This is a genomic window from Methanocaldococcus jannaschii DSM 2661 (assembly GCF_000091665.1).
In the GTDB taxonomy this organism is placed as follows: domain Archaea; phylum AGJL01; class Methanococci; order Methanococcales; family Methanocaldococcaceae; genus Methanocaldococcus; species Methanocaldococcus jannaschii.
Window position 1 is genome coordinate 616,690 of sequence record NC_000909.1, and the last position, 26,577, is coordinate 643,266.

Sequence of the window (26,577 nt, forward strand, 5' to 3'; positions counted from 1 at the left end):
TGTGAAAAAATGAATGTTAAGATAATAGTTGAGTTTATAAAAAAGTTCGCAGAAGAAAATAACTGTAAAAAAATAGCTGAGATTGGAATTGGATTTAAATTTGATGTTGCAAGAGAATTAAGTAAATATTTCGATTTGATAGCCATAGATATTAATGAAAAAGCTATTGAAAAAGCTAAATTGTTGGGATTAAATGCTTATAAAGATGATTTATTTAATCCAAATATAAGTTTATATAAAAATATTGATTTAATATATTCCATAAGACCTCCAAGAGATTTACAGCCGTATATTTTAGATTTATCAAAAAAAGTTAATGCAAATTTAATTATAAGACCTCTTTTGAATGAGATGCCAATAAAAGAGCTAAAACTAAAAAACTACAAAGGAGAAGTGTTTTATATAAAAGAAAAACAAATTTAAGCTTTTAATTTCTTCCTTCGAAACTTTTAGTAAAAGTTTCATCAAAACTCGTCCATTAAGTTAGGGCTTTCAGCCCTAATTAATGTCCATTCACTTAAGCCTTCAATTTCTTCCTTCTCCAGTATCTCATTTTTGGGTGGAATCTAACTCTCCCTCTTGTTTTAACAATGACAAACAATGGAACTCTTCTATTCTGCTTTAATGCTTTAGCCAATCTTACCTTCTTTCCTAATGGCTTGTTGCTTCCCATCATCTCACCTAAATCTCCTTTTTTAATCCAACAACCCTTGTTTGTTTATGTTCAGGGAAATATTTCTCTGGACTTTCTCCTCTCTCCTTCAATATATGTCTAATCTCTGCCTCGTAGTCAGAGCTCAACTTAGTTCCACTTTTTATCTCTTCTAATATAAAAAATTCACTTGCTAAATGCCTCAAAGTTTTATAACCAAAACCCATTAATGGGGTTATATATTGGATATTTTTCCTCATCTCTAAGCTCTGAATCTCTGAATAGCTAAGCTTTGGGACTCTATCATCTCTTCTTGTCCCATCCGCTAAAATGCTATATTCATCAGCCAAAATTTCTAAGACAGTTTTATGAACATATTGTATTGCAGGGCCAGGATATTTATGTTCAATAATCATATCAGCAGCTTTTTCAACAATTTTTCTATCGAGAGTTATAACTTTATGCTTAAATCCTAAAATTTTAGCAGTTTCTTCAGCTAATTTATAAGAGGGAATAACACCAAAATTTATAGTTATTAGATGAGGATTGTAACCAAGTTTTTTTAATATCACTGCAGAGAGGGAGCTATCTTTCCCTCCACTAAAGAGAACATGAACATCCATAAGTTTCACTTTCTAACAATTTTAATTTCTCTCTTTCTCTTTGTCAATGCACTTATTCTCTCGAGTAAAGCTTTAAAGTCCTCATCACTCAATGGGATTGGTAATCTTCCAAGTTGAGCTAATTGGATTAGTTGGACTTCAACAGCTTCAGCAAATTCTGGTCTTGCCAATCTTATTCTCTCCAATCTCTCTCTTGCTTCAGGTGTTAATATTTTCCTTAATAAAGCTCTTTTTTGCATCTCCGCCTCTAATAATGCCTCTTCTTGCTGTTGTTGTTCAGCAAGCTTTTTTTGCAATTCAAGAAGCTTTTTTCTTTTAATTTCTTCAACATCCATTTAGCATCCCCTTAGTATTTAGCAAGAGCAGGGATTTCATTAATTATTTCATCCCTAACCTCTTTAGCAATGTTGTCTAAGAAACTTCTTCCTTTTGGAGTAACAACTCTTCCCTCAGGTGTCTTTTCAACTAAACCTAATTTTTCTAATTCTTGTAAAGCTTTTCTAATGATGTTTCCACTACCTTTGTAGAAGTGTTCTGGTTCATGACCTCTGTTTTTTCTTCCTCCGTAAGCAGTTCTTAATCTTGAAACACCTACTGGGCCGTAAATATAGATTTTTCTTAAGATTGATGCACACCTTATATACCACCAGTCATCTTGGTCTGGTCTTCTCTCTCTGCTAACTCCTGTCTTAACAAAATCTACCCATTCTGGAACTCCTATATTCATCTCTTTTAATTTCTCAGCTGTCTTCTGAATTAACTTATCAGCTGGAACATCATAGACAGTTACCATTTTTGCACCTCTCTTAATTATTTTTTAATTAATTTATTTTGATTTTCTTTCTAATCTATTTATTTTGTGTTTAAGATTATGAGTTTTTGTAGCATAAAATCTATTTAAGGATATGTAGTTTAAACCAATAAAACAAGCTTAGTATTAATTTGATTAGGTTATATTTATATCTTATTATTATCGATAGATACATCTTTAGGTTTAAAATTTAACTCTATAAAAAAGAGAAGAGAGTTAAATATAAAAAATGGAGCCGGGGGTGAAATTTAAACGAAACTTTTAGTAAAAGTTTCATCAAAACGGATGCATTGCTTCCTAACGGAAGCAATGCCTCTTAATTTACACCTCCGAGCGTAAGCGAGGAGGTGTCAGATTTTGATGAAACTTTCTTAAAGTTTCAAATGGAGCCGGGGGTGGGATTTGAACCCACGTAAGGCGGATCTGCAGTCCGCTGCCTAGCCCCTAGACTACCCCGGCTCTTTCAAAACCTATGAGTTGCATACATAAACTATATAGAGGTAGTATATAAATTTTATGGTTTTAACTTTTATAGTATTTGCTCCACAATATTCTTAAACATTCAATAACCATCCTTTTAGCAATCTCATCTAATGTATATGGTGTTATTGGCTCAAAATCTCTGATAAATTTCTCAGTTCCTACAACTATATGCCCCTCTTCATCTAAATTTAAAAATTTGGCTGGGCCTTTTGCATATTTGGCATCACAAACCTTTATTTTTTCTTCTATACCAAATACCCCATTAGTTCCTATTGTTTTAATTCCTCTCTCTTTACAGTAGTTTATGATTGCCTTTGTTGTTGGGATTGTATCTCCACCAGCTATACATATCACTGCTACATCTCCCTTAATTAAATGAAGATTATCTTTAGTTATATTTTCTCTAAATGCCTCAACTCTATTTCCAAAAAATCTCTTTATAAAATCTACTTTGTATTCCCCAACCTTTCCCCCTAATCTTCTATGGACAATATCATTTTCTTCTATTTTGGCATTATCAAAAACATAAACTTTTTCTACCCCACCTCTATGAACTTCTAATAAATCAAAAGCTACTCTAACACCCAATCTTCCGCATCCAATTATTGAAACTTCTCCTTTTGGCTTTAATTTTCTCTCCATCTCTTCAACGTTCATAAATATCCCATCCAAACAGAACTTTTTTAGTAAGAAAGTATAATAGTTTTTTGCAAAGTTATTAAAATTTATTAAGGAACATTGAACGCCTTCAAAGAAGGCGTTCATTATTATGCTTTACTAATATAAGACATTTTGCAAAAAACTATTTATTTAAGAAAATTTTAATGTTGTTCTATATATAAAAACTTATCAGGGGGGATTATTTTGATTTATGTTACTTTTACACCTTATGGAGCTTTTGGAGTTAAAGATAATAAAGAAGTTAGCGGATTGGAAGATATAGAGTATAAAAAATTGTTTAATGAGGAAGAAATTCCAGATATAATGTTTAAATTAAAAACTCAGCCAAATAAAATAGCAGATGAGTTAAAAGAGGAATGGGGAGATGAGATTAAATTAGAAACACTTAGCACTGAACCATTCAATATAGGGGAGTTTTTAAGAAACAACTTATTTAAAGTTGGAAAAGAATTGGGATACTTCAACAACTATGATGAATTTAGAAAGAAGATGCATTATTGGAGCACTGAGCTAACAAAGAAAGTTATAAAGAGCTATGCTCAACAAAAGGATAAAATCATTATTCAAGTTGCAGAGGCAATATCTGATTTGGATAAAACTCTAAACTTGTTATCTGAGAGATTGAGAGAGTGGTATTCCCTCTACTTCCCAGAGTTAGACCACTTAGTTAATAAACATGAAGTTTATGCTAACCTAATAACAAAATTAGGAAAAAGGAAAAACTTTACCAAGAGTCAGCTAAAAAAAATCCTTCCTTCAAAATTAGCTGGGAAAATTGCTGAAGCCGCAAAAAATTCAATGGGAGGAGAATTGGAAGATTATGATTTAGATGTTATTGTTAAATTTGCTGAGGAAATAAATCACCTATATGAAAAAAGGAAGGAGCTATATAACTATTTAGAAAAATTGATGAACGAAGAAGCTCCAAATATTACAAAACTTGCTGGTGTTTCCTTAGGAGCGAGATTAATAGGTTTAGCTGGAGGATTGGAGAAATTGGCTAAGATGCCTGCTTCAACAATACAAGTTTTAGGTGCTGAGAAGGCTTTATTTGCCCATTTAAGGATGGGTGTGGAGCCTCCAAAACATGGTATAATATATAATCACCCTTTAATTCAAGGTTCTCCACACTGGCAAAGAGGGAAAATAGCAAGAGCTTTAGCATGTAAATTGGCTATAGCTGCAAGAGCTGATTATGTTGGGGATTATATTGCAGATGAACTTTTAGAAAAGTTAAATAAGAGAGTTGAAGAGATTAGAAGAAAGTATCCAAAACCACCAAAGAAAAAGAAGAAAGAGAAACCTAAAGCAAAGAAAAAAGAAAAGAAAGGTAAGAAAGAAAAATCAAAGAAAAAAAAGGATAAGAAAAAAGATAAAAAAGGTAAAAAAGAAAGGAAAGTTATAGGAAAAACAAAGAGTAGGAAATAATTACTTTTTACGATTTTTATTTTTTTCACGATAATGGACATACAGAACATACAATAATGCATCTATAACTACAATAGCAGTTGATATAATCCACATTTTATCCATATTCTCCCATTATTTTTGTCTTAGATGCTTTTCTATTATACCTTCAAGCTCTTCATCATATCTTAGGTAAATGTCTCTTACAAATATCAATCTAATTATTAATGGAAATTTGCTAATTAATCTTATATATTTGTCTTCTATTTTATAGCCTTTAAATTCATCCCATTTATAAAAAGAAAATCCACATTCAATTCCATTCTCATAAATATTAATTTTAACATTAATTAAAGAGTCAAAAATATCAAAAAGTGCGAGTTCTTCAAATGCTAAAACTTTCATAATAAAATTTGGAATAAATAAAAAGCTTTTTCCAAATCTAAATTCCCATAAGTTCATTTAAGCTTTTTAGTAATTTTCCTCTATTAATTGATAAAAATTTTATAAAATCCCAAAATCCAAAGACAATCAATCCCATGAGATAAATTAAAGTTATTGCTAAAATACATAACAAAAAATTCATGCTTTATCCCTAAATTTTTCTATCTGGTTTTTAATGATGTTTTCAATTTCTTCATCATATTTTAAATAAATTCTTTGAAGTAAGTAAAGTTTTCGTCCTAATATTTTCTTTTTCTTTCCGAACAATACGATAAACCCATCATCTTTTTTAACATTCTCAATATTTTTCCAACTTATAAATTTATTACTATAATAAATTCCATCATCACACAAATAGACAGAAATTTCTTTGTTAAATGCTTTCCATATAATAATCATTGATATAATAATAAGAATTTCTGCAATTATTGAAGTTATTGAAACTGGACAATTATAAACCACATACAATAAAATATTAAAGGAAATTAAAGCAATAATCATAAATCCAAACAATATAGGCATTGCTTTCTTATCAAACTCTGCCTTTTTACCTTCAATCAAATTAAGATAGTGCATTTTAACTCTTTTAAAAATCCTACTTTTAATTTTTGGTTGCATATTTGTTATTTTATAGGAGATAAAGCTATTAATTAAAAATGCAATTGCAATAAATAGTATAGACTCCACAATACCACCATATATGCATATAAGTTATTATTTATATTGCATTAGATTTATTATTTTTTGGTGATAAAATGGAAGACATTAAAATCAAAGAGATTTTTGAAAACATCTATGAAGTTGATTTAGGAGATGGCTTAAAAAGAATAGCAACAAAATCTATTGTTAAGGGAAAAAAAGTATATGATGAAAAAATAATAAAAATTGGAGATGAAGAGTATAGAATTTGGAATCCAAATAAAAGTAAGTTGGCAGCTGCAATAATTAAAGGTTTAAAGGTTATGCCAATAAAAAGAGATTCAAAAATCTTATACTTAGGAGCTTCAGCTGGAACTACACCATCTCACGTTGCAGATATTGCTGATAAAGGCATTGTATATGCCATAGAGTATGCACCAAGGATTATGAGAGAGCTTTTAGATGCATGTGCTGAGAGGGAAAACATAATCCCAATTTTAGGAGATGCAAATAAACCTCAAGAATATGCAAATATTGTTGAAAAGGTAGATGTTATCTATGAGGATGTTGCTCAGCCAAATCAAGCGGAGATTTTAATTAAAAATGCTAAGTGGTTTTTAAAGAAAGGCGGTTATGGAATGATAGCAATAAAGGCAAGGAGTATAGATGTTACAAAAGACCCAAAAGAGATTTTTAAAGAACAAAAAGAAATTTTAGAGGCAGGAGGTTTTAAAATAGTTGATGAGGTAGATATTGAGCCGTTTGAAAAAGACCACGTCATGTTTGTAGGTATTTGGGAGGGAAAATAACATAAAATTGGACATTAATTGGGGCTAAAAGCCCCAACTTAATGGACGGGAGGTATCCCAATAGGAGGTCTCCTCCTATGGTTGGAGAAAGACCACATATTATGTTTGTTGGAGTTTGGGAAGGATAAAGCTTTTTTAGATAAATTTAAAATTATTTTTTAGTAAAAATGTTTGGTGGGAATATGAGGATTTTTGAAGTAATGAGGGAAACAAAAGAGACTAATATTTACCTAAAAATAAACATTGATGGAACTGGAAAATATAAAATAGACACGGGTATTCCATTTTTTGACCATTTGTTGGCATCTTTTGCTAAACATGGATGTTTTGATTTGATTGTTAAGGCAAGAGGGGATTTGGAGATAGATGACCACCACACTGTTGAAGATGTTGGAATTTGCTTAGGTTTAGCCTTAAATCAGATTGAAAAGAGGAATATTTTTAGATTCGGCTGGGCTATAATTCCAATGGACGATGCAAGGGCTACTGTAGCGATAGATTTAAGTGGAAGGAGTTATTGTGTAGGAAATTATGAGCCAAAAAGAGAGTTTGTTGGAGACTTAGCAACTGAGAATATAAATCACTTTTTTGAGTCAGTTGCAAGTTATGGAATGCTAAATATCCATTATGAAGTTATTGGAAAGAATGAGCATCACAAGGCAGAGGCTTTGTTTAAGGCTTTTGGAGTAGCTTTAGATTTAGCTACAAAAATTGATGAAAGGAAGGGAGTTATAAGCACTAAGGGAGAGGTTAAGCTATAAAAATTCTTTTTTATCATCTCTAAAAAAATATTTTTAAATCTCTAAAAGAATGTAATTTTAATTATTCAACAAATTTTAACCTTATCTATTTGAATATTCTATCCATAACAGTCTAATTTTACTGATGAAAATAGATTAGATATACAAAAACTTCGTTTCCATCCTCCAAGAGGTCTGATTTTAATCTCGGAGACATATTCGACCTATGGAGAGCAGACACTAACTTTCCATCCTCCAAGAGGTCTGATTTTAATAGGAGACTTATCCACAATATAATTTATACGACTCTCCTAATATTTAAGCTTTTCCATACCTTATTTTTCTAAGGTTAAATAACCATCTTATAATATAAACCTTTTAGTATTTAAATCTTTTCTCCCTTTAATAAAACAGAGTATTTTTATCTTTCTAAATTCAAAAATTTAACTTATTTGTTAGAGAAATTTTATTTACTTGCCTAATTAATCTTAATTTTTAAAAATCCAAATAATTTAATTAAGTTAAATATTCTAAACAATCAAACCAGCAAACCCTTAGAAATTAAATTTAAAACCTCTAAATAAATAAATAATTCCTAAATACTCTCATTTCTAAATTCCAAACTTATACAACAAGACAATCCATAAACCAAATAACAAAATTAAAAATCCTAAAACCCTAATAATAAATTATAAACAAATATTCTATAAATGTCTTATTCTTCATTTTCCATTAAGCTAAAATCTACAACATCTCCCTTTTCACATCTTGTAACTACAGAAGCAATAATATTCTTTGAAAACAAAATGGCATTTGTTGGTTTTATAAAGGTAAAGACAGCTTTAAAGCCCTCATCTACTAAACCAACATTCTCAAGCTTTAATATCTTTGCGTTGTTTATTGTTGCCATTCTCAAGATATCCTTTGGTTCTATGTGGTAGAGCTTATAAATGAAGTCCATTTCTTTAAATATTGAAGGAGAGTTTGCCATAAAGTTATCTGTTCCAATCCCAACCAATAAGTTGTCGTTAAGCTCATTCAACTTTGGCATTCCTACATTAAAGGATAGATTAGCTCTTACACAAGCAACAACTGGAATATTATTTTCTTTTAATAGCTCTAAGTCATTATCTGTTAAATGTGTCCCATGAACAATAAAATCTGGTTTTATTTTTAAATCTATTAATCTCTCAACCTCTGTCATACCATATTTGTTTAAGCTGTATTCCACAGCCCCCCTATGCTCAGCTGCGTGTATGGCAAATAATTTCTTATCATCTTTTTCTTTAAACTTCTTAAAGATTTTAAAAATCAATTTTAGCTCATCATCTTTAAACTCATTAGCCCCACTTAGCCCTAAACCATTAGAGACTTTTAAAACTTCTTCAATCTCATCTTTATCAACCTTTATAGGCCTTCCTAAGATTATTGCCTTTGGATAATCATAGCATTTTAAAGCTTTATTTAATAGACTAATCCCTCTTACTCCATTTTCTCTAAAATCACAAAAATATTTTATTCCATGCTCTCTCATATCTCCTAAACCAAGTTTCATGCCTTCAGCTAATAAATCATCGCTACACTCAGTCAAATATCTATGCTTTAAACCATTTGGGGGTTTCACCAACTCATCCAAAGTTTTATTAATCCCTATGTCCTTTATACTATTATCAGCTATGTGGGTGTGGGCATTTATAAGGGAAGGAATAACAAGCCCTTTAAATTCAATAACTTCTCTCTCATTATGTTCATCCGTGAAACCTTTTATTATGCCTTCTTCAATAATTAAAGTTCCTTTTCTTAGCTTAAAGTCCTCCCCATATAGAAATTGGCTTTTTAATAGCAAAAAGACCACCATTGGGGTTTAATTTATGATTGATAATAAACTAAAATTAGTAATAAAAGTTGTATTGTTAATATTTCTCTTACACTCTCTTATGTCAATTTTTAATTTAGAGACGTATATTAAGATACTTGCCAAATATCAAAATCAAATAATGATTATAGCTATCATCATCTTATCTGGACTTATTATCGTAGATATTGCATCGGAGGTATTTAAAAAGTATGCAAGAACGAGAGAGGAGAAAGCTGGGGAATATTTAACCTTAAACTATATCTTCAAATATCTTGTTTATGTTTGTGTTACTTTAATGATTTTTGGCGTTATCTACCAAAATGTCTCATCATTAGTAGTTTCAGTTGGTTTAATTGGTGCTGCTGTAACATACGCTTTACAAAAGCCAATTTTAAACTTTGCTGGATGGATTATCATCCTATATACAAGAACAATAAAGATAGGAGATAGAATTTTTATTAAAAATATGGGAGCTGGGGATGTATTTGATATAGATACTCAACACATTTACTTAAGTGAATTAACAACAGACACCTTTGAACCAACAGGAAGGGTCTTAATTATTCCAAATTCTTATATATTCACCGCCTCAATAGAAAACCTTACAAAAGGGTCTCCATATATTTGGGATAACATAGTTGTGCATTTTACACTAAATAGCAATATAAACAAGGCAGAAAAAATTGTTTTTGAATCAGCAGATGAAGTTATTGGAAATTTAATGAGAGAACTTTATGAAAAATGGTCTAAGAGAAAATATCTCATTTCAAGGAAGTTATCTGATAAACCAGTTGTAAGAGTTGGAATTACAAGGAGTTCTTTTTATATAAAAGCACTTTATCTTGTGAATGTTTATGAGAAAGCAAAAATTAGAAGTGAAATTAACAAGAGAATTTTAGAAAAAGTAAATAAAGAAAATGATGTAAAATTGGCTTATCCACACATTAAAGCGGTTATTGAAACAGAAAACAAATTTAAAAACACGTGATTATTATGCTTTCAGAATACTTGGAGGAGTTTAAAGAGTATTTAGAAAGATTTAAAAATATAGACATCAATTTCTCAGATGTATTAAAAATGTCAAAAAAATTTATTATTTGGAGATTGAAGCAGATTTTTGGAGATAGTTCAACGATTTTTACAAATATTAGTTCAGAAATAACCATATTTGATAAGATTTTTCAAATGATTGATTATGATATTGATGGAGAAGTTGAGAAGAGATTACCCAAAGATGAAAGTAGATTTATGATTGGAGTTAGAAGGGAAAAGGAGATTGAAATAAAAAAAGAAATAATTACAAATCTTTTAGATTTCCTTTTAATTATATTATTATCCCATACTCCATATTTTAATGCCTTTGTAAGAAAATATGCAGAAATAAAAAAAATTAAAGTTATTAAAAAACTTCCAAATAAAATCTCTGTCTGGGAATTTATAAAAATTGCTTCAAGGTCAAGAATCAACGATTTACACTTGGAGAGATTAGATTTAGAAAATGGTTTTGTAGATATAACTAAAATTAAAGAAATTTTTGCAAAAGAAATTATTAGAGTAGAGCTAATGAAACTTGGGGAAAATATAAAAAAAAGAAAATTACCAGATGATAGTGTAGTAAAAGAATTATTAAATGAAATTAGTGATTATCTAAAAGACAAGGTTAAATATGAACAAATAAGTGGTATTAAAGCATTAAACTATAAAGGAAATATCCCGTTAGAATGGCACCCTCCATGCATCAGAGGAATTTTAAATGACATTTTAAGTGGTGGCTCACCCTCACATTACGCAAGGAGGAGCTTTGTTGTATATTGGTTTTGCGCTAAATTCAACCCTAACTTAAGACCTTTAGATAAAAATGGGAATTTGGTTAATGTTTCAGCTACAGACATCGCCTCTGAGGAAGAGATTGAGAGGTTTATAGATGAACTTATTGAGATGTTGTTTAAAAATGTTGAGGACTTTGATGAGAAAAAGACAAGATACTATATTATGCACAATATTGGCTATAAGGTAGGGCATGGAAGATTAACTCACTGTGAATACTGCAAAAACTGGCAAGATGATGGTGGAAAGGGATTAAGTTATTATTGTAAGCCAGACGAATTGTGCAAGAAGAAATTTATCATTCATCCATTGGATTATCTCTGCTACAATATAAATAAACATTTGAAGAAAGAGAGATTTAAGAAGATAAAGAAGGAGGATAAAAATGGAGATAATAAATAAATTCTTAGATTTAGAGGCTTTATTATCACCAACTGTTTATGAAAAGTTAAAAAATTTTGATGAAGAAAAATTAAAAAGACTAATTCAAAAAATTAGAGAATTTAAAAAATATAACAACGCTTTTATTTTGTTAGATGAGAAGTTTTTAGACATCTTTTTACAAAAAGATTTGGATGAAATAATAAATGAATATAAGGATTTTGACTTTATATTTTACTACACTGGAGAAGAAGAAAAAGAAAAACCTAAAGAAGTAAAAAAAGAGATTAAAAAAGAAACTGAAGAGAAAATAGAAAAAGAAAAAATAGAATTTGTTAAGAAAGAAGAAAAAGAACAATTTATAAAAAAATCTGATGAAGATGTTGAAGAGAAATTAAAACAACTAATTTCCAAAGAAGAGAAAAAAGAAGATTTCGATGCTGAGAGGGCTAAAAGATATGAACACATAACAAAAATAAAAGAGAGTGTAAATAGTAGAATAAAATGGATAGCTAAAGACATCGATGCCGTGATTGAGATATATGAAGATTCAGACGTGTCTGGAAAATCCACATGCACTGGAACTATTGAGGACTTCGTTAAATACTTTAGAGACAGATTTGAAAGATTAAAGGTTTTTATTGAGAGAAAAGCTCAAAGAAAGGGATATCCTCTAAAAGATATAAAGAAAATGAAAGGACAGAAGGATATTTTTGTCGTAGGAATCGTTAGTGATGTTGATAGTACAAGAAATGGGAACTTGATAGTTAGGATTGAAGACACCGAAGATGAAGCAACGTTAATTCTGCCAAAAGAAAAAATCGAAGCTGGAAAAATACCTGACGATATTTTGTTAGATGAAGTTATTGGAGCTATTGGGACTGTTAGCAAATCTGGAAGTTCAATATACGTTGATGAAATTATACGTCCAGCATTACCACCAAAAGAACCAAAGAGAATTGATGAAGAGATATATATGGCATTTTTATCTGATATTCACGTTGGAAGTAAGGAGTTTTTGCATAAAGAGTTTGAAAAATTCATCAGATTTTTAAATGGAGATGTTGATAATGAATTAGAGGAAAAGGTCGTTAGCAGATTAAAATACATCTGCATAGCTGGGGATTTAGTTGATGGGGTTGGTGTCTATCCAGGGCAGGAAGAGGATTTGTATGAGGTAGATATTATTGAGCAGTATAGAGAAATAGCAATGTATTTAGATCAGATTCCAGAGCATATAAGCATAATCATCTCCCCAGGAAACCACGATGCTGTTAGACCAGCAGAACCTCAACCAAAACTGCCAGAGAAAATAACTAAGCTATTTAATAGAGATAACATCTACTTCGTTGGAAACCCATGCACTCTCAACATCCATGGCTTTGATACTCTATTATATCACGGCAGAAGCTTTGACGACTTAGTTGGACAAATAAGGGCTGCAAGTTATGAAAATCCAGTAACTATTATGAAGGAGTTGATAAAAAGAAGGCTATTATGTCCAACTTATGGAGGAAGATGTCCTATAGCTCCAGAACATAAAGATTACTTGGTTATAGATAGGGATATTGATATTTTACACACTGGGCATATACACATCAACGGTTATGGAATTTATAGAGGAGTTGTTATGGTTAATAGCGGGACATTCCAAGAGCAAACAGATTTCCAGAAGAGGATGGGTATTAGCCCAACACCTGCAATAGTTCCAATAATAAACATGGCTAAGGTTGGGGAGAAGGGGCATTATTTAGAATGGGATAGGGGAGTTTTAGAGGTTAGATATTAATAAATAATAATTTAGAGGGAAACTATGAAAATAATCCCAGTCATTGATTTAAAAGACAAAATAGCTGTGCATGGAAAGAGTGGAAATAGAGATGAATATAAGCCATTAGAGTCAGTTATCTGCAAATCATCAAATCCTATTGAAGTAGCAAAAGCCTACAAAGAAAGAGGAGCTAAAACTATCTATATTGCTGACTTAAACTTTATAATGGGCAATGGAGATAATTTTGATATTATAAAAGAGATAGATTTTATAAACAAGATTGTTGATATTGGAGTAAAGAGTAGAGAGGATTTAGAAACTATCAAAAAAGTTTTAAATAAAGATGATAGGGCAATTGTAGCAACAGAGACATTAAAAGATATTGAATTGCTTAAAGAAAAAGATATAGTTGTTAGCTTAGATTTTAAGAATGGGAATCTTTTAAACTACAGCTTGGATGAGATTTTATCTTGTGTTAGAGATGATACACCACTAATAATCTTAGATATCTCTTCAGTTGGAACTCAAAGAGGGGTTAATGCAGAGCTTATAAAATATGTTTTAGATAAAACTAACAATCCGGTGTATGTTGGTGGTGGAATTAAAGGAATGGAAGATTTAGAGCTATGCTATAACTTAGGAGTTGATGCTGTTTTAATAGCAACGGCAATACATAAAGGGGTTTTAGATTTAGAGGAGATTATTAATAAGTTTGGTGATTAATAAAGTTCTATCAGTTGATGAATTCAATCTAATGAAAAAATAAACACTACTTTTTACAGAAACATATTTAAAAGATGGTGTTATAGTTGGATGAAGTTGAGGTATAGAACTATTTTATTATTTTTTTGGTGGGTAATATGAATATTAGAGATAAAATTAAAAGCATTAAAAATTGGATTAACTTTATTAAACCAATAATTACAATCGTTGGTATTGTTATCAGTGCCGTTGCATTTACAATTTCAATTTTATGGGGTATGTTATTTTTAATTCTGTTTTTAATATTAATTACTTTTTCTAAAACCATTAGAAAAATATTAAGTAAAAAAGAACGTTCATATCAAGGTCTTATATTATCAATAATTGGGTCCATAATTATTATATCAATTATCGTATATTCACACTGTTATATAGAGTTTAAGCTATTAATATAATTAAAAAAATTATTATAACTACAATATTCACATTATTTGTAGGAGATTTTAATAAATGGATATCTATTCTCTTAATTGCTTATGCTTTTCTTTACATGTTTGCATTTGAAGGTTTTAAATGGGAAATTGTTGAAATATTTGATTGGAAAGGGCTTAAAAAATTGCAAACAACTTTTCAAAACTATCTTCTCATTCTCTCTATGATTGTGTCTATAGCAGTGGTTGTTGCAATAAAAAATTATGATTCATTATGGTCTTTAATAACCAATAGCAGTGACAGCAGTAATTTCCTTACAGTAGGGAGTATTTTAGCAACTATCTCAGCACTACTTGTATCAATATCTTGGGTTATTATTCAGACATCATCAGATAGATTAAGTAATATCTTAATGTGGATATGGGTTAGAGATGTAAGATTTTTAACTTTTGTAGTAATTTCTTTCACAACTGTGTTTTTATTTATTCTTATTTCATTAACACATGTTCAATTGCATGTAATTGACTATGGAATTATTTATTACGTTATAATGTTAAATTTCTTAATGTATGCTTTATATATAAAAGCATTTGCAAATGTTATAAATCCAAAATATGCAGTCGATTTAATTTTGAGAGATAAAGATATAGGAGATAAATCAGGAGGCTATGGTGATTTAACTGATGCTGAATCGAGATTATTCGCAGTCTATGAAATTATTGAGAAGAGAATTAAAGTGGGAGATGTTTATGCAGTAATAAAATGCTTAAATATGATTAACAAAAACTTTAATAAATACTGGATGTTTATTAAAGATGAAAAACGTGAAAAATATCTTAGGGATTTTTTAAGAATTCTTAGTAAATTAAGAGTTGAATATAGAAAAAATTGTTTAAATAGGAAAAATAAGCCATACTCTAAAAAAGGTTTGGAAGCTTTTAAGAAAACAGAATTTATAGTTTCATTTTACAAAACTATCGAAGAAAAAATTAAAACAAGAGACATTAATAGTATTAATAAATTTTTAAGTGAAACATACAACAACATTAGCAATTATGAGATGTTCAACGATAAAACATACCTTGAAATATTTGTGCATCATTTAAAAGAATTATTAGAGAAATATGAAAAAGAAAAGAATGAGAATAAGTTAGATGAAGAGATATTCAACGAACTAAAAGATGAACTCGAAAAACTAATTAATAAATGCAATAATAAACTAAGAGAACTTGAATCACAAAATAACAACTAAACTAATCTGGTGATAAAATGGAAAATTATAATGACATCCTTGAAAAAATGTTAAATGGAGAAATAAAGCCATATCAATTAGATAAAATGTTTGGTTCAAAAATAGCAACTGAAATTAGAAGAAAATTTATTGAAAAAAAGGTTGGGATTGAATTTAAGCATATATGCAATTACTCAATAGATGAAGAAATGGCTATGAAGAAGAATATAGAAAATATGATTGGAGCTATACAGATTCCATTGGGTTTTGCTGGGCCTTTAAAGATAAATGGGGAATATGCAAAGGGAGAGTTTTACATCCCATTGGCAACAACTGAAGGAGCTTTGGTGGCATCGGTTAATAGGGGTTGCTCAATAATAACAAAATGTGGGGGGGCAACTGTTAGGGTTATAGATGATAAGATGACAAGAGCCCCTTGCTTAAAAACAAAGAGTGTTGTAGATGCAATAAAAGTCAGAGATTGGATTAGAGAAAACTTTGAGAGGATAAAGGAAGTTGCTGAATCAACAACAAGGCATGGAAAGCTAATAAAGATAGAGCCAATTTTAATCGTTGGAAGAAATCTATATCCAAGATTTGTATTTAAAACTGGAGATGCCATGGGCATGAATATGGTTACAATTGCAACAGAGAAGGCATGTAATTTTATAGAGGGGGAATTAAAAAAAGAAGGCATATTTGTTAAAACAGTTGCTGTCAGTGGAAATGCATGTGTAGATAAAAAGCCTAGTGGAATGAACTTAATTAATGGTAGAGGGAAATCTATTGTAGCAGAGGTATTTTTAACTGAGAAGGAAGTTAATAAATACCTAAAAACCACTTCCCAAGCTATAGCTGAAGTAAATAGGTTAAAGAATTATATAGGTTCAGCAATAAGCAATTCAATGGGATTCAATGCCCATTATGCAAATATCATTGGGGCAATATTCTTAGCTACTGGGCAAGATGAGGCACATATAGTTGAGGGTAGTTTAGGAATTACAATGGCTGAAGTTGAAGATGATGGATTATATTTTTCAGTAACTCTCCCAGATGTTCCTATTGGGACTGTTGGAGGAGGAACAAGGGTTGAAACACAAAAAGAGTGCTTAGAGATGCTTGGTTGCTACGGAGATAATAAAGCTTTAAAATTTGCTGAAATTGTTGGAGCTGCAGTTTTAGCTGGGGAGTTATCTTTATTAGGAGCTTTAGCAGCTGGACATTTAGGAAAAGCTCATCAAGAACTCGGTAGATAATTATGAGAGATGCTTATTTAATGATGGTGCTAATGGACGCATTGAAAGAGATATTTGATTTAAAAGAAATTCTAAAAAGCCCTATAAGAAATAAGAAAGTTATTTTATTTGTTAGTTTGGTTTTTATCTTATCTTTAGTATTATTATATATTTTGGTAGTTAATATAAAGTATTTCTCATATTTAGGAGATATCATCTTCCAAAATTTTCAAAAACATGTTGAAAATCTAAAAATTACGTTAAATGAGGATAACTTACATATAATATTAGCAATTTGGAAAAATAACCTAACCGTATGTATTTTAAACTATATCCTTGGGATTTTTTCACTATTTGTTATTGCAGTTAATTCCTATATCTTATCATACGTGCTTTACAAATTTGGTGCTGAAAGCTTTATCTATTTAGTTTTACCACATGGAATCATTGAAATTCCAGCTTTAATACTTTCAGCATCAGGTGGGGTTTTATTTAACATGGGATTAGTTAATTTCTTAATAAATATCAAATTTGGAACTAAAAGAGAGGTTTTATATTACATAAAAGAGTCTTTAAAGTTGCTCATACTCTCTATAATACTATTCATAGTTGCTGGAATTGTTGAAGGGACTATAACCTTTAAAATAGCCAAAATCATGTTTTCTTAATTGAGTTTTAAGATATAAAAAAGAATAAACAAAAAGTAGCTCGCTTATCCTCTTGGTTCTTTTGCTTTTGGTCTTAAACCTTTGTATCCACACTTTCTACACTTTGTAGCTCTCCAAGGGTTTCTTGCATTACATCTCATACAAATCTTTTTCATAAATAACCTTTTCATTGCTTCTTCAAATGGCATTCTCTCACCTACAGATTTTTAATAAACATATTAAAACTTTTTAAAACTTTTTATATGTTTTTATGTTTTTTGACAGATTTAAATTTTAGTTATATATTTTACTTTTGGAACTTTAGATGCCCTTTAGGCAGCAATAATCAATAGAATATTTATTTCCTGAGAAAGTCCTGCTGAATTTCCACAACTTCCATTGAATTTTTAGCATTTGAGTATCTTTCTAATAATTCATAATTAACCTTTATAAATGTTTCTGCCCATTTAAAACAGGAGGTTAAATCCCAAGCTTCATCCTTAAAGTTAGTTATATATAAAGCGGCAATAAAAGCTTCCAATGTTGAAAGCATGCATGGCTTTCCATAATTTATAGGGTTGCATGCAACTAAAAACGGTAGAGACCTTTGATTTTTAAATTTAAATTTCTTAAACATTAACTCCGCTTCTTTCCATGAACAATCTAAAGCAGTTATTCCAAACTTTTCCACTATCTCTTTATCTTCTGGAGATAGAGCTTTTTCAGCGTAAGGATTCAGTATTAAAGAGTTTTTTGGAACTTTATAAGGATTTTTTAACAAAATGGCTTTATTCATCTTAGCCATTTTTAAGGATGTGCATTTTTTTGGATTGCACTGATTTGCATGATATATGAAAAGCTTCGGCATTGTTATCACAATTTTGTGAAATGGTAAAGAAAATTAAGTTGTATAAGTAGTATTTATTTTTTACTGTTATTGTGGTGATAGACGATGAAAAATGTTGAAATATTGTTGGATGACCCAAAAAAAGCAGTAATTGAAGTATCAAAGCCAATAATTGTTGCTACATTCATTGAATCAATCTATAGCTTAGTTGATAGTATCTGGGTTTCTGGATTGGGGGCAGATGCATTAGCTGCTGTGGGAGCGAGTTTTCCAATATTAATTAGCATATATGCAGTTAGTTGGGGTTTGAGTATTGGGATTAGCTCTGGAATAGCAAGAAGAGTTGGAGCAAAAAATAAAGAAGAAGCTGATAAAGTAGCAAATCATGCAATTATTTTAGCTTTAATTGCTGGAATTTTGTATATTATAGCTGTATATCCAAATCTTGATACGCTATTTAGCTTAATGGGAACCTATGGAGATTGTAAGTCATTAGCTATAAAATACTCCAGCATACTGGTTTTAGGAACTGTTATATTTACAATCTGCGATGCGTTATATGGGATATTTAGGGGGGAGGGAAATACAAAGATAGTTATGATAGCAAGCGTTATAGGCACTTTAACAAACATCATCTTAGACCCGATATTCATCTATATGCTAAATTTAGGGATAAGTGGGGCAAGTTATGCTACTTTGATAGCTATAATTATATCTCTCTTAATTTTAGCTTATGAGCTGTTTATAAAAAAATCATGTTATGTTACAGTTAAATTATCAAAATTTAAACCTGATTTAAAGATTATAGCCGATTTAATTAGAGTTGGAATTCCTTCAGCATTGATAGAGATTACTGTTGCAGTATCATTTTTTATAATGACTTCAATAATTATGATGGTTGGAGATAGTAGAGGTTTAGCTGTCTATACTGGAGCTTTAAGAATAACAGAGTTTGGCTTTATTCCAATGTTAGGTTTGGCAAGTGGAGCTACTTCAGTTATAGGAGCCACTTACGGAGCAAGGAGTTTTGAAAAATTAAAAACAGCTTATTTTTACACAATAAAAATTGGGGTTTTAATGGAAATTATTATAGTTGCTTTAATAATGCTCTTATCCCCAATCTTAGCTTATCTATTTACTTACACAAAAACCTCAATGGGAATTCATGAAGAACTTGTTAAAGCTTTAAGAATAGTTCCATTATATTTACTATTTACACCATTTATTTTAACAACATCCGCAATGTTCCAAGGAATTGGTAAAGGAGAAAAATCATTAATAATTTCCATATTTAGGTCGCTAATATGTCATATATCCTATGCTTATCTATTTGCAGTAATATTGGGATTAGGAATGTTTGGAATATATAGCGGCTTAGTGGTTGGAGAATTTACAGCTGGAATTTTTGCATTTCTATTTGGAGTTTTAGCTATAAAAGCATTAATAAAATCTAAATAAAATTAAAAATATTTTGAGGGGTAATTATGATTGGATATGTTTTAAATGGAGAGCATGAAGAAATCCCTTATGGAGAACTTATGGCATTATTAGAAATTTTTAATTACAATGGAAGTGTTGAGAGATTAAAAAGATACGTTATAACTGAAGATAGTCCTGCCAAAGATATCGTTAAAAGAAGTGGGTATATAGATGAGGGGCATAGGATAATATTTAGATACAATTTAGAAGAAAAAAGTGTAGATTTAGTAGATAAAATTGTCAATGATTTTATAAACTCATTTAAAGATTTTGTAGCAAATATTGATTATCCAGATATTGATGAGAGTAAATCTTATGCCGTTAGAGTTTTAAAACTTCATAAAGATGAATTTACAAAATCTATAGACTCATTAAGAATTGAGAAGGAAATTGGAGGGATTATAAAATTAAAAACCAATGCAAAAGTAAATTTAACAAAACCAGATATATTAGTTAGAGTTGTTATTTTAGAAAACACATTTTTTATTTCCAATGTATTAGAGATGAGAGATAGGGAATACTTCCAAAAGAATAGGCCACATTTAAGAAAATACTTCCATCCGGGTTGTATGCTTCCAAAACTTGCAAGAGCTATGGTAAATCTAGCAAGAGTTAAAGAAGGAGATATTGTCTTAGACCCATTCTGTGGGACTGGAGGGTTTTTAATTGAGGCTGGTTTAATCGGAGCTAAGCTTATTGGTTGTGATATAGATTGGAGAATGGCTTCTGGAACTTTAATCAACCTTGAAGAATACAACCTATTAGATAAAGTGATAAAAGTTAAAAGATTAGATGCCAAATACGTAAAAGAGTTTTTAAATGAACTAAATATAGAAAAAGTCGATGCCATTGTAACAGACCCGCCTTATGGAATATCTACAGCAAAAAAGGGAGAGATTGAAAAGATATTAGAAACTCTTCCAGAGGTCATTAAAGATAACGGCTACTTTGTTTTTGCATACCCAAAAAAGATAGAGCTTGATATGGAATTAGAGGGACTCTACAAGGTATATATCCATAAAGGGCTGATTAGACACATCCATGTTTATAAGAAAATCTAATATTATTACATTTACTAAAAATATTTATGAAAATTTATGAAAAATTAATTAAATTGTAAGTCAAATATTTAAATACCTAACCGAAAAGTTTATATACCTGAAATGTAATGCATAATTATGCAAACATTTGGGTGCCGCGGTAGTTCAGCCTGGGAGAACGCTGGACTGAAGATCCAGTTGTCGGGTGTTCAAATCACCCCCGCGGCACCATTGATGTGCCCCCATAGCTCAGATGGTAGAGCGACGGACTGTTAATCCGTAGGTCGCAGGTTCGAGTCCTGCTGGGGGCGCCATTAATTTTTTATTTTTTTATACCCAATATGGGCCCGTAGCTCAGCCTGGTCAGAGCGCTCGGCTCATAACCGAGTGGTCAAGGGTTCAAATCCCTTCGGGCCCACCATATTAAAATCACTAATTAGCTCCGGTGGTGTAGTCCGGCCAATCATGCGGGCCTTTCGAGCCCGCGACCCGGGTTCAAATCCCGGCCGGAGCATCATTCGTCCTATTTTAAGATAATTAAGAATATATATGTGCAGGGGTCGCCAAGCCTGGCCAAAGGCGCTGGGCCTAGGACCCAGTCCCGTAGGGGTTCCAGGGTTCAAATCCCTGCCCCTGCACCATAGGTAAAGTGGCCGGGGTGGGGTAGTGGCCATCCTGGGGGACTGTGGATCCCCTGACCCGGGTTCAATTCCCGGTCCCGGCCCTTTTTTATTTTTTTTCAACCTTAATTGTTCTATTCCTAAAAACGTTGCATGTAACAACCTCCTGTTATTGGATGCACTTGAAATAGGGCTTACGCGGGTAAGTTTCCTATTGGAATAAATGATGCCCTTTAGGGCTTCAAAATTCCAAATTCAATAAAATAATGCGTAAGCCCTATTTAAGGATGCGTCCCCAATCCGAAGGGTTGGGGCTGAGGCAAGCCCACGACTGGTGGTGAAACCCCGCAGCAACCAGCCGCAAGAAAGGTTTATCCTTTCTTGCGACCGTACCTCCCACTTAATTCCGGTTGATCCTGCCGGAGGCCACTGCTATCGGGGTCCGACTAAGCCATGCGAGTCAAGGGGCTCCCTTCGGGGAGCACCGGCGCACGGCTCAGTAACACGTGGCTAACCTACCCTCGGGTGGGGGATAACCTCGGGAAACTGAGGCTAATCCCCCATAGGGGAGGAGGTCTGGAATGATCCCTCCCCGAAAGGCGTAAGCCGCCCGAGGATGGGGCTGCGGCGGATTAGGTAGTTGGTGGGGTAACGGCCCACCAAGCCTACGATCCGTACGGGCCCTGAGAGGGGGAGCCCGGAGATGGACACTGAGACACGGGTCCAGGCCCTACGGGGCGCAGCAGGCGCGAAACCTCCGCAATGCGCGAAAGCGCGACGGGGGGACCCCGAGTGCCCACGCCCTGCGTGGGCTTTTCCGGAGTGTAAACAGCTCCGGGAATAAGGGCTGGGCAAGTCCGGTGCCAGCAGCCGCGGTAATACCGGCGGCCCAAGTGGTGGCCACTGTTATTGGGCCTAAAGCGTCCGTAGCCGGCCCGGTAAGTCTCTGCTTAAATCCTGCGGCTCAACCGCAGGGCTGGCAGAGATACTGCCGGGCTTGGGACCGGGAGAGGCCGGGGGTACCCCAGGGGTAGCGGTGAAATGCGTTGATCCCTGGGGGACCACCTGTGGCGAAGGCGCCCGGCTGGAACGGGTCCGACGGTGAGGGACGAAGGCCAGGGGAGCAAACCGGATTAGATACCCGGGTAGTCCTGGCTGTAAACTCTGCGGACTAGGTGTCGCGTCGGCTTCGGGCCGACGCGGTGCCGAAGGGAAGCCGTTAAGTCCGCCGCCTGGGGAGTACGGTCGCAAGACTGAAACTTAAAGGAATTGGCGGGGGAGCACTACAACGGGTGGAGCCTGCGGTTTAATTGGATTCAACGCCGGGCATCTTACCAGGGGCGACGGCAGGATGAAGGCCAGGTTGACGACCTTGCCAGACGCGCCGAGAGGTGGTGCATGGCCGTCGTCAGCTCGTACCGTGAGGCGTCCTGTTAAGTCAGGTAACGAGCGAGACCCGTGCCCCATGTTGCTACCTCCTCCTCCGGGAGGAGGGCACTCATGGGGGACCGCCGGCGCTAAGCCGGAGGAAGGTGCGGGCAACGACAGGTCCGCATGCCCCGAATCCCCTGGGCTACACGCGGGCTACAATGGCCGGGACAATGGGACGCGACCCCGAAAGGGGGAGCGAATCCCCTAAACCCGGTCGTAGTCCGGATCGAGGGCTGTAACTCGCCCTCGTGAAGCCGGAATCCGTAGTAATCGCGCCTCACCATGGCGCGGTGAATGCGTCCCTGCTCCTTGCACACACCGCCCGTCACGCCACCCGAGTTGAGCCCAAGTGAGGCCCTGTCCGCAAGGGCAGGGTCGAACTTGGGTTCAGCGAGGGGGGCGAAGTCGTAACAAGGTAGCCGTAGGGGAACCTGCGGCTGGATCACCTCCTGAGAAAAAAGCGCTGGTTGCTGCGGGGCACCAAACCAGTCGTGGGCTTGCCTCATAGGGAAAGTGGGCCCGTAGCTCAGCTGGGAGAGCGCCGGCCTTGCAAGCCGGAGGCCGTGGGTTCAAATCCCACCGGGTCCACTATATATGCAGCCTGCAACTCCAAAGAGTTGCAGGTGAAGGGCCTGATACGGGACTTTCGCAGGAAATAATTTTTATTTGGTAATTGATGCTTTCAGCATCTCACTACCTTATAAATATTACAAACTGCGAAAGTCCCGTAAAAACATGAGGGCCATGCATAGGCTTCCACATCCCGGTGAAATCTGGATACTCTGCCGGGCCACCAGCCCACCTGGTGGATGGCTCGGCTCGGGGCGCCGAGGAAGGGCGTGGCAAGCTGCGATAAGCCCGGGGGAGGCGCAGGCAGCCGTGGAACCCGGGATCCCCGAATGGGACTTCCTGCCCCATTTGGGGCGCTCCCGTTAGGGAGCGGGAACGCGGGGAAAAGAAGCATCCGAGTACCCGCAGGAAAAGAAACCAACAGGGATGCCGGGAGTAGGGGCGACCGAAACCGGCACAGGGCAAACCGAATCCCTATCCGTAAGGGTAGGGAGATGTGGAGTTGCAGGGCCCCCAATATAGACCCCCACTGGGAAGCCGAAGTCCCCTGGAATGGGGCGCCATAGAGGGTGAAAGCCCCGTAGGCGTAACCAGTTGGGGGTCTGGGGTGTCCCTGAGTACCGCGCGTTGGATATCGCGCGGGAAGCTGGGAGACATTAGGCTTCCAACCCTAAATACGTCCCGAGACCGATAGCGAACTAGTACCGTGAGGGAAAGCTGAAAAGCACCCCTTGCGGGGGGTGAAAAGAGCCTGAAACCAGGTGGGTACGGAATGGCACGGCCCGAAAGGTAACCACCCCGAAGGAAACTCCCGCGAGGGAGGAGTACGAGGGGTGGCATGCCGGGGTCGTGCCGTCCGTTTCGAAAAACGGGCCGGGGAGTGTACGGGTGTGGCGAGCCTAAGGGGTTCAACCCCGGAGGCGTAGGGAAACCGACATGCCCGCAACCCTTATGGGTGAGGGGCGGGGTCTTAATGGGCCCGGAGTCACACCCGTACGACCCGAAACCGGGCGATCTAGGCCGGGGTAGGGTGAAGCCCCTCGCCAGAGGGGTGGAGGCCCGCAGGGGTGTTACCGCGCAAAGTGCTCCTCTGACCCCGGTCTAGGGGTGAAAAGCCAATCGAGCCCGGAGATAGCTGGTTCCCCCCGAAATAACTCGCAGGTTAGCCGGGGGTTAGGTAGATGGCGGGGTAGAGCCACGGATAGGGTGTTTAGGGGGCGAGAGCCCTCGGCACCCTGTCAAACTCCGAACCCGTCATCGCCGTAGCCCCCGAGTGAGGGCATACGGGTAAGCCGTATGTCCGAGAGGGGAACAACCCGGACCCGGGTTAAGGCCCCTAAGTGCCGGCTAAGTGTAAATGAGAAGGGAGTCCCTGGCCTAAGACAGCGGGGAGGTTGGCTTAGAAGCAGCCATCCTTTAAAGAGTGCGTAACAGCTCACCCGTCGAGGTCAGGGGCCCCGAAGATAACGGGGGCTAAGCCGGCCGCCGAGACCCGGGGGGGCTGAAAAGCCATCCGGTAGGGGGGCGTCCCGCGGGGGTAGAAGCTCGGCCGTGAGGTCGGGTGGACCCCGTGGGAACGAGAATCCCGGCAGTAGTAACAGCAAAGTGGGGTGAGAATCCCCACCGCCGAAGGGGCCAGGTTTCCACAGCAACGGTCGTCAGCTGTGGGTTAGCCGGTCCTAACCCCCGGGGTAATTCCCTGGGGGGGAAAGGGAAGCGGGTTAATATTCCCGCGCCACCGGGGTACGTGCGGCAACGCAAGGCCAGCTCCTGACGCTTCGGGGTAGGCCGACCACCCCCGTCGGGGTGGCCAAGCGCATAAGCCCGGGGAGTGCCGTAATGGCGAGAACCGGGCAAAAGCGTGATGGGCCCTCCGTTAGGAGGGTTCGGCTGAGCCCTGGAGCCCGTGAAAAGGGAGCTGGCAAGGATCCCCGGTGACCGTACCCAGAACCGACACAGGTGCCCCTAGGCGAGTATCCTAAGGCGTGTCGGGAGAATCCGGCCCAGGGAAGTCGGCAAATTGGCCCCGTAACTTCGGGAGAAGGGGTGCCTGCGGTCTTCTCTAAGTGAGGGGACCGCAGGTCGCAGTGGCCAGGGGGGTCCGACTGTTTAATAAAAACACAGGTCTTGGCTAGCCCGTAAGGGTGTGTACCAAGGCCGACGCCTGCCCAGTGCCGGTACGTGAAACCCGGGTACAACCGGGCGAAGCGCCGGTAAACGGCGGGGGTAACTATAACCCTCTTAAGGTAGCGAAATTCCTTGTCGGGTAAGTTCCGACCTGCATGAATGGCGTAACGAGACCCCCACTGTCCCGGGCCGGAACCCGGTGAACCTACCATTCCGGTGCAAAGGCCGGAGACCCCCAGTGGGAAGCGAAGACCCCGTGGAGCTTTACTGCAGCCTGTCGTTGGGGCATGGCCGTGGGTGCACAGCGTAGGTGGGAGCCGTCGAAGCCACCCCTCCGGGGGTGGTGGAGGCGCCCATGGGACACCACCCACCCATGGCCATGTCCCTAACCCCGTAAAGGGGGACACCGGCAGGTGGGCAGTTTGGCTGGGGCGGCACCCCCCTGAAAAGGCATCAGGGGGGCCCAAAGGTCGGCTCAGGCGGGTCAGAACTCCGCCGTGGAGTGCAAGGGCAAAAGCCGGCCTGACTTGGTCGGTAAAAGAGGCCGACCAAGAGGCGAAAGCCGGGCCTAGCGAACCCCTGTGCCTCACCGATGGGGGCCAGGGATAACAGAAAAGCTACCCCGGGGATAACAGAGTTGTCGCGGGCAAGAGCCCATATCGACCCCGCGGCTTGCTACATCGATGTCGGTTCTTCCCATCCTGGGCCTGCAGCAGGGCCCAAGGGTGGGGCTGTTCGCCCATTAAAGGGGATCGTGAGCTGGGTTTAAACCGTCGTGAGACAGGTTGGTTGCTATCTGCTGGGGGTGTTGGCCGCCTGAGGGGAAGGTGGCTCTAGTACGAGAGGAACGAGCCGCCGGCGCCTCTGGTCTACCGGTTGTCCGACAGGGCATTGCCGGGCAGCTACGCGCTAAGGGATAAGGGCTGAAGGCATCTAAGCCCGAAACCCTCCCCGAAAATAGGCGGCCAGTCCCTTCGGGGACGAGGGCTCTCCTATAAGAGGAGGTTGATAGGCCGGGGGTGTAAGCGCCGAGGGCTTTGCCCGAGGCGTTCAGCCCGCCGGTACTAATCGCCCAAGGGCCCGGCAGGGT

At 36.7% G+C, this 26,577-nt stretch carries 25 protein-coding genes, 8 tRNA genes and 2 rRNA genes; 23 read left to right on the plus strand and 12 right to left on the minus strand.

Features of this window, described 5'->3' with window-relative positions; all coding sequences use genetic code 11:
- Positions 1–9: 9 nt before the first annotated feature.
- Complete coding sequence (locus MJ_RS03620; RefSeq protein ID WP_064496579.1) at positions 10–423, plus strand: UPF0146 family protein; 414 nt, start codon at positions 10–12, stop codon at positions 421–423.
- A 94-nt stretch (positions 424–517) separates the two neighbouring features.
- Here the strand turns inward: MJ_RS03620 and MJ_RS03625 are convergent, their stop codons facing one another.
- The 6 genes from MJ_RS03625 to MJ_RS03650 all read right to left on the minus strand — a co-directional run bounded on the left by MJ_RS03625 (position 518) and on the right by MJ_RS03650 (position 3,226).
- Positions 518–673 (minus strand): 50S ribosomal protein L39e, encoded by a 156-nt coding sequence (locus MJ_RS03625; RefSeq protein ID WP_064496580.1) that lies wholly within the window; start codon positions 671–673, stop codon positions 518–520.
- Positions 674–681: 8 nt separating this feature from the next.
- Complete coding sequence (locus MJ_RS03630) at positions 682–1,275, minus strand: DUF7411 family protein (protein ID WP_064496581.1); 594 nt, start codon at positions 1,273–1,275, stop codon at positions 682–684.
- A 5-nt stretch (positions 1,276–1,280) separates the two neighbouring features.
- Entirely contained in the window at positions 1,281–1,610 is a 330-nt protein-coding gene (locus MJ_RS03635; protein ID WP_010870196.1) for a DNA-binding protein, read from the minus strand.
- An 11-nt stretch (positions 1,611–1,621) separates the two neighbouring features.
- Entirely contained in the window at positions 1,622–2,068 is a 447-nt protein-coding gene (locus MJ_RS03640) for a 30S ribosomal protein S19e (RefSeq protein WP_010870197.1), read from the minus strand.
- 402 nt (positions 2,069–2,470) lie between these two features.
- Positions 2,471–2,545 (minus strand) — tRNA-Cys (locus tag MJ_RS03645).
- A gap of 63 nt (positions 2,546–2,608) precedes the next feature.
- Positions 2,609–3,226, minus strand: a complete 618-nt coding sequence (locus MJ_RS03650) for a ThiF family adenylyltransferase (RefSeq protein ID WP_064496582.1) — start codon at positions 3,224–3,226, stop codon at positions 2,609–2,611.
- A gap of 207 nt (positions 3,227–3,433) precedes the next feature.
- On the opposite strand from MJ_RS03650, the gene MJ_RS03655 reads away from it, so the two are divergent.
- Positions 3,434–4,678, plus strand: coding sequence for a hypothetical protein (locus tag MJ_RS03655; RefSeq protein WP_010870199.1), 1,245 nt, complete (start codon positions 3,434–3,436; stop codon positions 4,676–4,678).
- A gap of 114 nt (positions 4,679–4,792) precedes the next feature.
- On the opposite strand, the gene MJ_RS03660 is transcribed toward MJ_RS03655, so the two are convergent.
- Genes MJ_RS03660 through MJ_RS03665 form a run of 3 tightly spaced genes read right to left on the minus strand, consistent with a single transcriptional unit; the run spans position 4,793 to position 5,788 of the window.
- Positions 4,793–5,119, minus strand: coding sequence for a hypothetical protein (locus MJ_RS03660; protein ID WP_010870200.1), 327 nt, complete (start codon positions 5,117–5,119; stop codon positions 4,793–4,795).
- Positions 5,100–5,243: a hypothetical protein gene (locus MJ_RS09475; RefSeq protein WP_162484749.1), complete on the minus strand. Its 144-nt coding sequence runs from the start codon at positions 5,241–5,243 to the stop codon at positions 5,100–5,102. The genes MJ_RS03660 and MJ_RS09475 overlap by 20 nt, the downstream gene beginning before the upstream one ends.
- Positions 5,240–5,788: a DUF986 family protein gene (locus MJ_RS03665; RefSeq protein WP_010870201.1), complete on the minus strand. Its 549-nt coding sequence runs from the start codon at positions 5,786–5,788 to the stop codon at positions 5,240–5,242. Before MJ_RS03665 ends, MJ_RS09475 begins: the two co-directional genes overlap by 4 nt.
- 68 nt (positions 5,789–5,856) lie before the next feature.
- Here MJ_RS03665 and MJ_RS03670 point away from each other — a divergent pair, with 68 nt between their 5' ends.
- Both MJ_RS03670 and hisB read left to right on the plus strand, forming a co-directional pair.
- Complete coding sequence (locus MJ_RS03670) at positions 5,857–6,549, plus strand: fibrillarin-like rRNA/tRNA 2'-O-methyltransferase (RefSeq protein ID WP_010870202.1); 693 nt, start codon at positions 5,857–5,859, stop codon at positions 6,547–6,549.
- A gap of 182 nt (positions 6,550–6,731) precedes the next feature.
- A complete protein-coding gene (hisB, locus tag MJ_RS03675; protein WP_064496583.1) occupies positions 6,732–7,310 on the plus strand; it encodes an imidazoleglycerol-phosphate dehydratase HisB in 579 nt (192 codons plus the stop codon).
- A 694-nt stretch (positions 7,311–8,004) separates the two neighbouring features.
- Here the strand turns inward: hisB and MJ_RS03680 are convergent.
- Positions 8,005–9,147 carry an amidohydrolase family protein gene (locus MJ_RS03680; RefSeq protein WP_010870204.1) on the minus strand — a complete coding sequence of 381 codons (1,143 nt, stop codon included), beginning with the start codon at positions 9,145–9,147 and terminating at the stop codon, positions 8,005–8,007.
- 13 nt (positions 9,148–9,160) lie between these two features.
- Between MJ_RS03680 and MJ_RS03685 the strand changes: the two genes are divergently transcribed.
- From MJ_RS03685 to MJ_RS03720, 8 genes are all read left to right on the plus strand, one after another.
- Entirely contained in the window at positions 9,161–10,135 is a 975-nt protein-coding gene (locus MJ_RS03685; protein ID WP_010870205.1) for a mechanosensitive ion channel family protein, read from the plus strand.
- Positions 10,132–11,376 carry a hypothetical protein gene (locus tag MJ_RS03690; RefSeq protein WP_010870206.1) on the plus strand — a complete coding sequence of 415 codons (1,245 nt, stop codon included), beginning with the start codon at positions 10,132–10,134 and terminating at the stop codon, positions 11,374–11,376. Before MJ_RS03685 ends, MJ_RS03690 begins: the two co-directional genes overlap by 4 nt.
- Entirely contained in the window at positions 11,360–13,144 is a 1,785-nt protein-coding gene (locus MJ_RS03695) for a DNA-directed DNA polymerase II small subunit (RefSeq protein ID WP_010870207.1), read from the plus strand. The genes MJ_RS03690 and MJ_RS03695 overlap by 17 nt, the downstream gene beginning before the upstream one ends.
- Positions 13,145–13,168: 24 nt before the next feature.
- Positions 13,169–13,849, plus strand: coding sequence for a HisA/HisF family protein (locus tag MJ_RS03700; RefSeq protein ID WP_010870208.1), 681 nt, complete (start codon positions 13,169–13,171; stop codon positions 13,847–13,849).
- A gap of 137 nt (positions 13,850–13,986) precedes the next feature.
- Positions 13,987–14,283 carry a hypothetical protein gene (locus MJ_RS03705; protein WP_064496585.1) on the plus strand — a complete coding sequence of 99 codons (297 nt, stop codon included), beginning with the start codon at positions 13,987–13,989 and terminating at the stop codon, positions 14,281–14,283.
- A 95-nt stretch (positions 14,284–14,378) separates the two neighbouring features.
- Positions 14,379–15,512, plus strand: a complete 1,134-nt coding sequence (locus tag MJ_RS03710) for a hypothetical protein (protein ID WP_010870210.1) — start codon at positions 14,379–14,381, stop codon at positions 15,510–15,512.
- 17 nt (positions 15,513–15,529) lie between these two features.
- Positions 15,530–16,747 (plus strand): hydroxymethylglutaryl-CoA reductase (NADPH), encoded by a 1,218-nt coding sequence (gene hmgA, locus MJ_RS03715; protein WP_010870211.1) that lies wholly within the window; start codon positions 15,530–15,532, stop codon positions 16,745–16,747.
- Positions 16,748–16,779: 32 nt separating this feature from the next.
- Positions 16,780–17,394, plus strand: a complete 615-nt coding sequence (locus tag MJ_RS03720) for a stage II sporulation protein M (RefSeq protein ID WP_244409490.1) — start codon at positions 16,780–16,782, stop codon at positions 17,392–17,394.
- A gap of 44 nt (positions 17,395–17,438) precedes the next feature.
- Here MJ_RS03720 and MJ_RS03725 read toward each other — a convergent pair whose 3' ends face one another.
- Both MJ_RS03725 and MJ_RS03730 read right to left on the minus strand, forming a co-directional pair.
- A complete protein-coding gene (locus MJ_RS03725; RefSeq protein ID WP_010870213.1) occupies positions 17,439–17,582 on the minus strand; it encodes a 50S ribosomal protein L40e in 144 nt (47 codons plus the stop codon).
- Positions 17,583–17,731: 149 nt separating this feature from the next.
- A complete protein-coding gene (locus MJ_RS03730) occupies positions 17,732–18,241 on the minus strand; it encodes a DUF367 family protein (RefSeq protein WP_064496586.1) in 510 nt (169 codons plus the stop codon).
- Between the two features lie 84 nt (positions 18,242–18,325).
- On the opposite strand from MJ_RS03730, the gene MJ_RS03735 reads away from it, so the two are divergent.
- The 11 genes from MJ_RS03735 to MJ_RS03785 all read left to right on the plus strand — a co-directional run bounded on the left by MJ_RS03735 (position 18,326) and on the right by MJ_RS03785 (position 26,575).
- Positions 18,326–19,678 (plus strand): MATE family efflux transporter, encoded by a 1,353-nt coding sequence (locus MJ_RS03735; protein WP_010870215.1) that lies wholly within the window; start codon positions 18,326–18,328, stop codon positions 19,676–19,678.
- A 26-nt stretch (positions 19,679–19,704) separates the two neighbouring features.
- On the plus strand, positions 19,705–20,760 hold the full coding sequence (locus MJ_RS03740; RefSeq protein WP_010870216.1) for a TIGR01177 family methyltransferase: 1,056 nt from the start codon (positions 19,705–19,707) through the stop codon (positions 20,758–20,760).
- Positions 20,761–20,893: 133 nt separating this feature from the next.
- Positions 20,894–20,970: transfer RNA gene (locus tag MJ_RS03745), tRNA-Phe, on the plus strand.
- A gap of 7 nt (positions 20,971–20,977) precedes the next feature.
- Positions 20,978–21,053: transfer RNA gene (locus tag MJ_RS03750), tRNA-Asn, on the plus strand.
- A gap of 29 nt (positions 21,054–21,082) precedes the next feature.
- A tRNA-Ile gene (locus MJ_RS03755) sits at positions 21,083–21,160 on the plus strand.
- Positions 21,161–21,178: 18 nt separating this feature from the next.
- Positions 21,179–21,253, plus strand: a tRNA-Glu gene (locus MJ_RS03760).
- Between the two features lie 39 nt (positions 21,254–21,292).
- Positions 21,293–21,380 (plus strand) — tRNA-Leu (locus MJ_RS03765).
- An 11-nt stretch (positions 21,381–21,391) separates the two neighbouring features.
- Positions 21,392–21,463, plus strand: a tRNA-His gene (locus MJ_RS03770).
- Positions 21,464–21,762: 299 nt separating this feature from the next.
- Positions 21,763–23,241: ribosomal RNA gene (locus tag MJ_RS03775) — 16S ribosomal RNA — on the plus strand.
- A gap of 64 nt (positions 23,242–23,305) precedes the next feature.
- A tRNA-Ala gene (locus tag MJ_RS03780) sits at positions 23,306–23,378 on the plus strand.
- Positions 23,379–23,571: 193 nt separating this feature from the next.
- A 23S ribosomal RNA gene (locus MJ_RS03785) occupies positions 23,572–26,575 on the plus strand.
- The 16S and 23S rRNA genes sit together here with 7 tRNA genes alongside, the layout of an rRNA operon.
- The last annotated feature ends 2 nt before the right edge of the window (positions 26,576–26,577 follow it).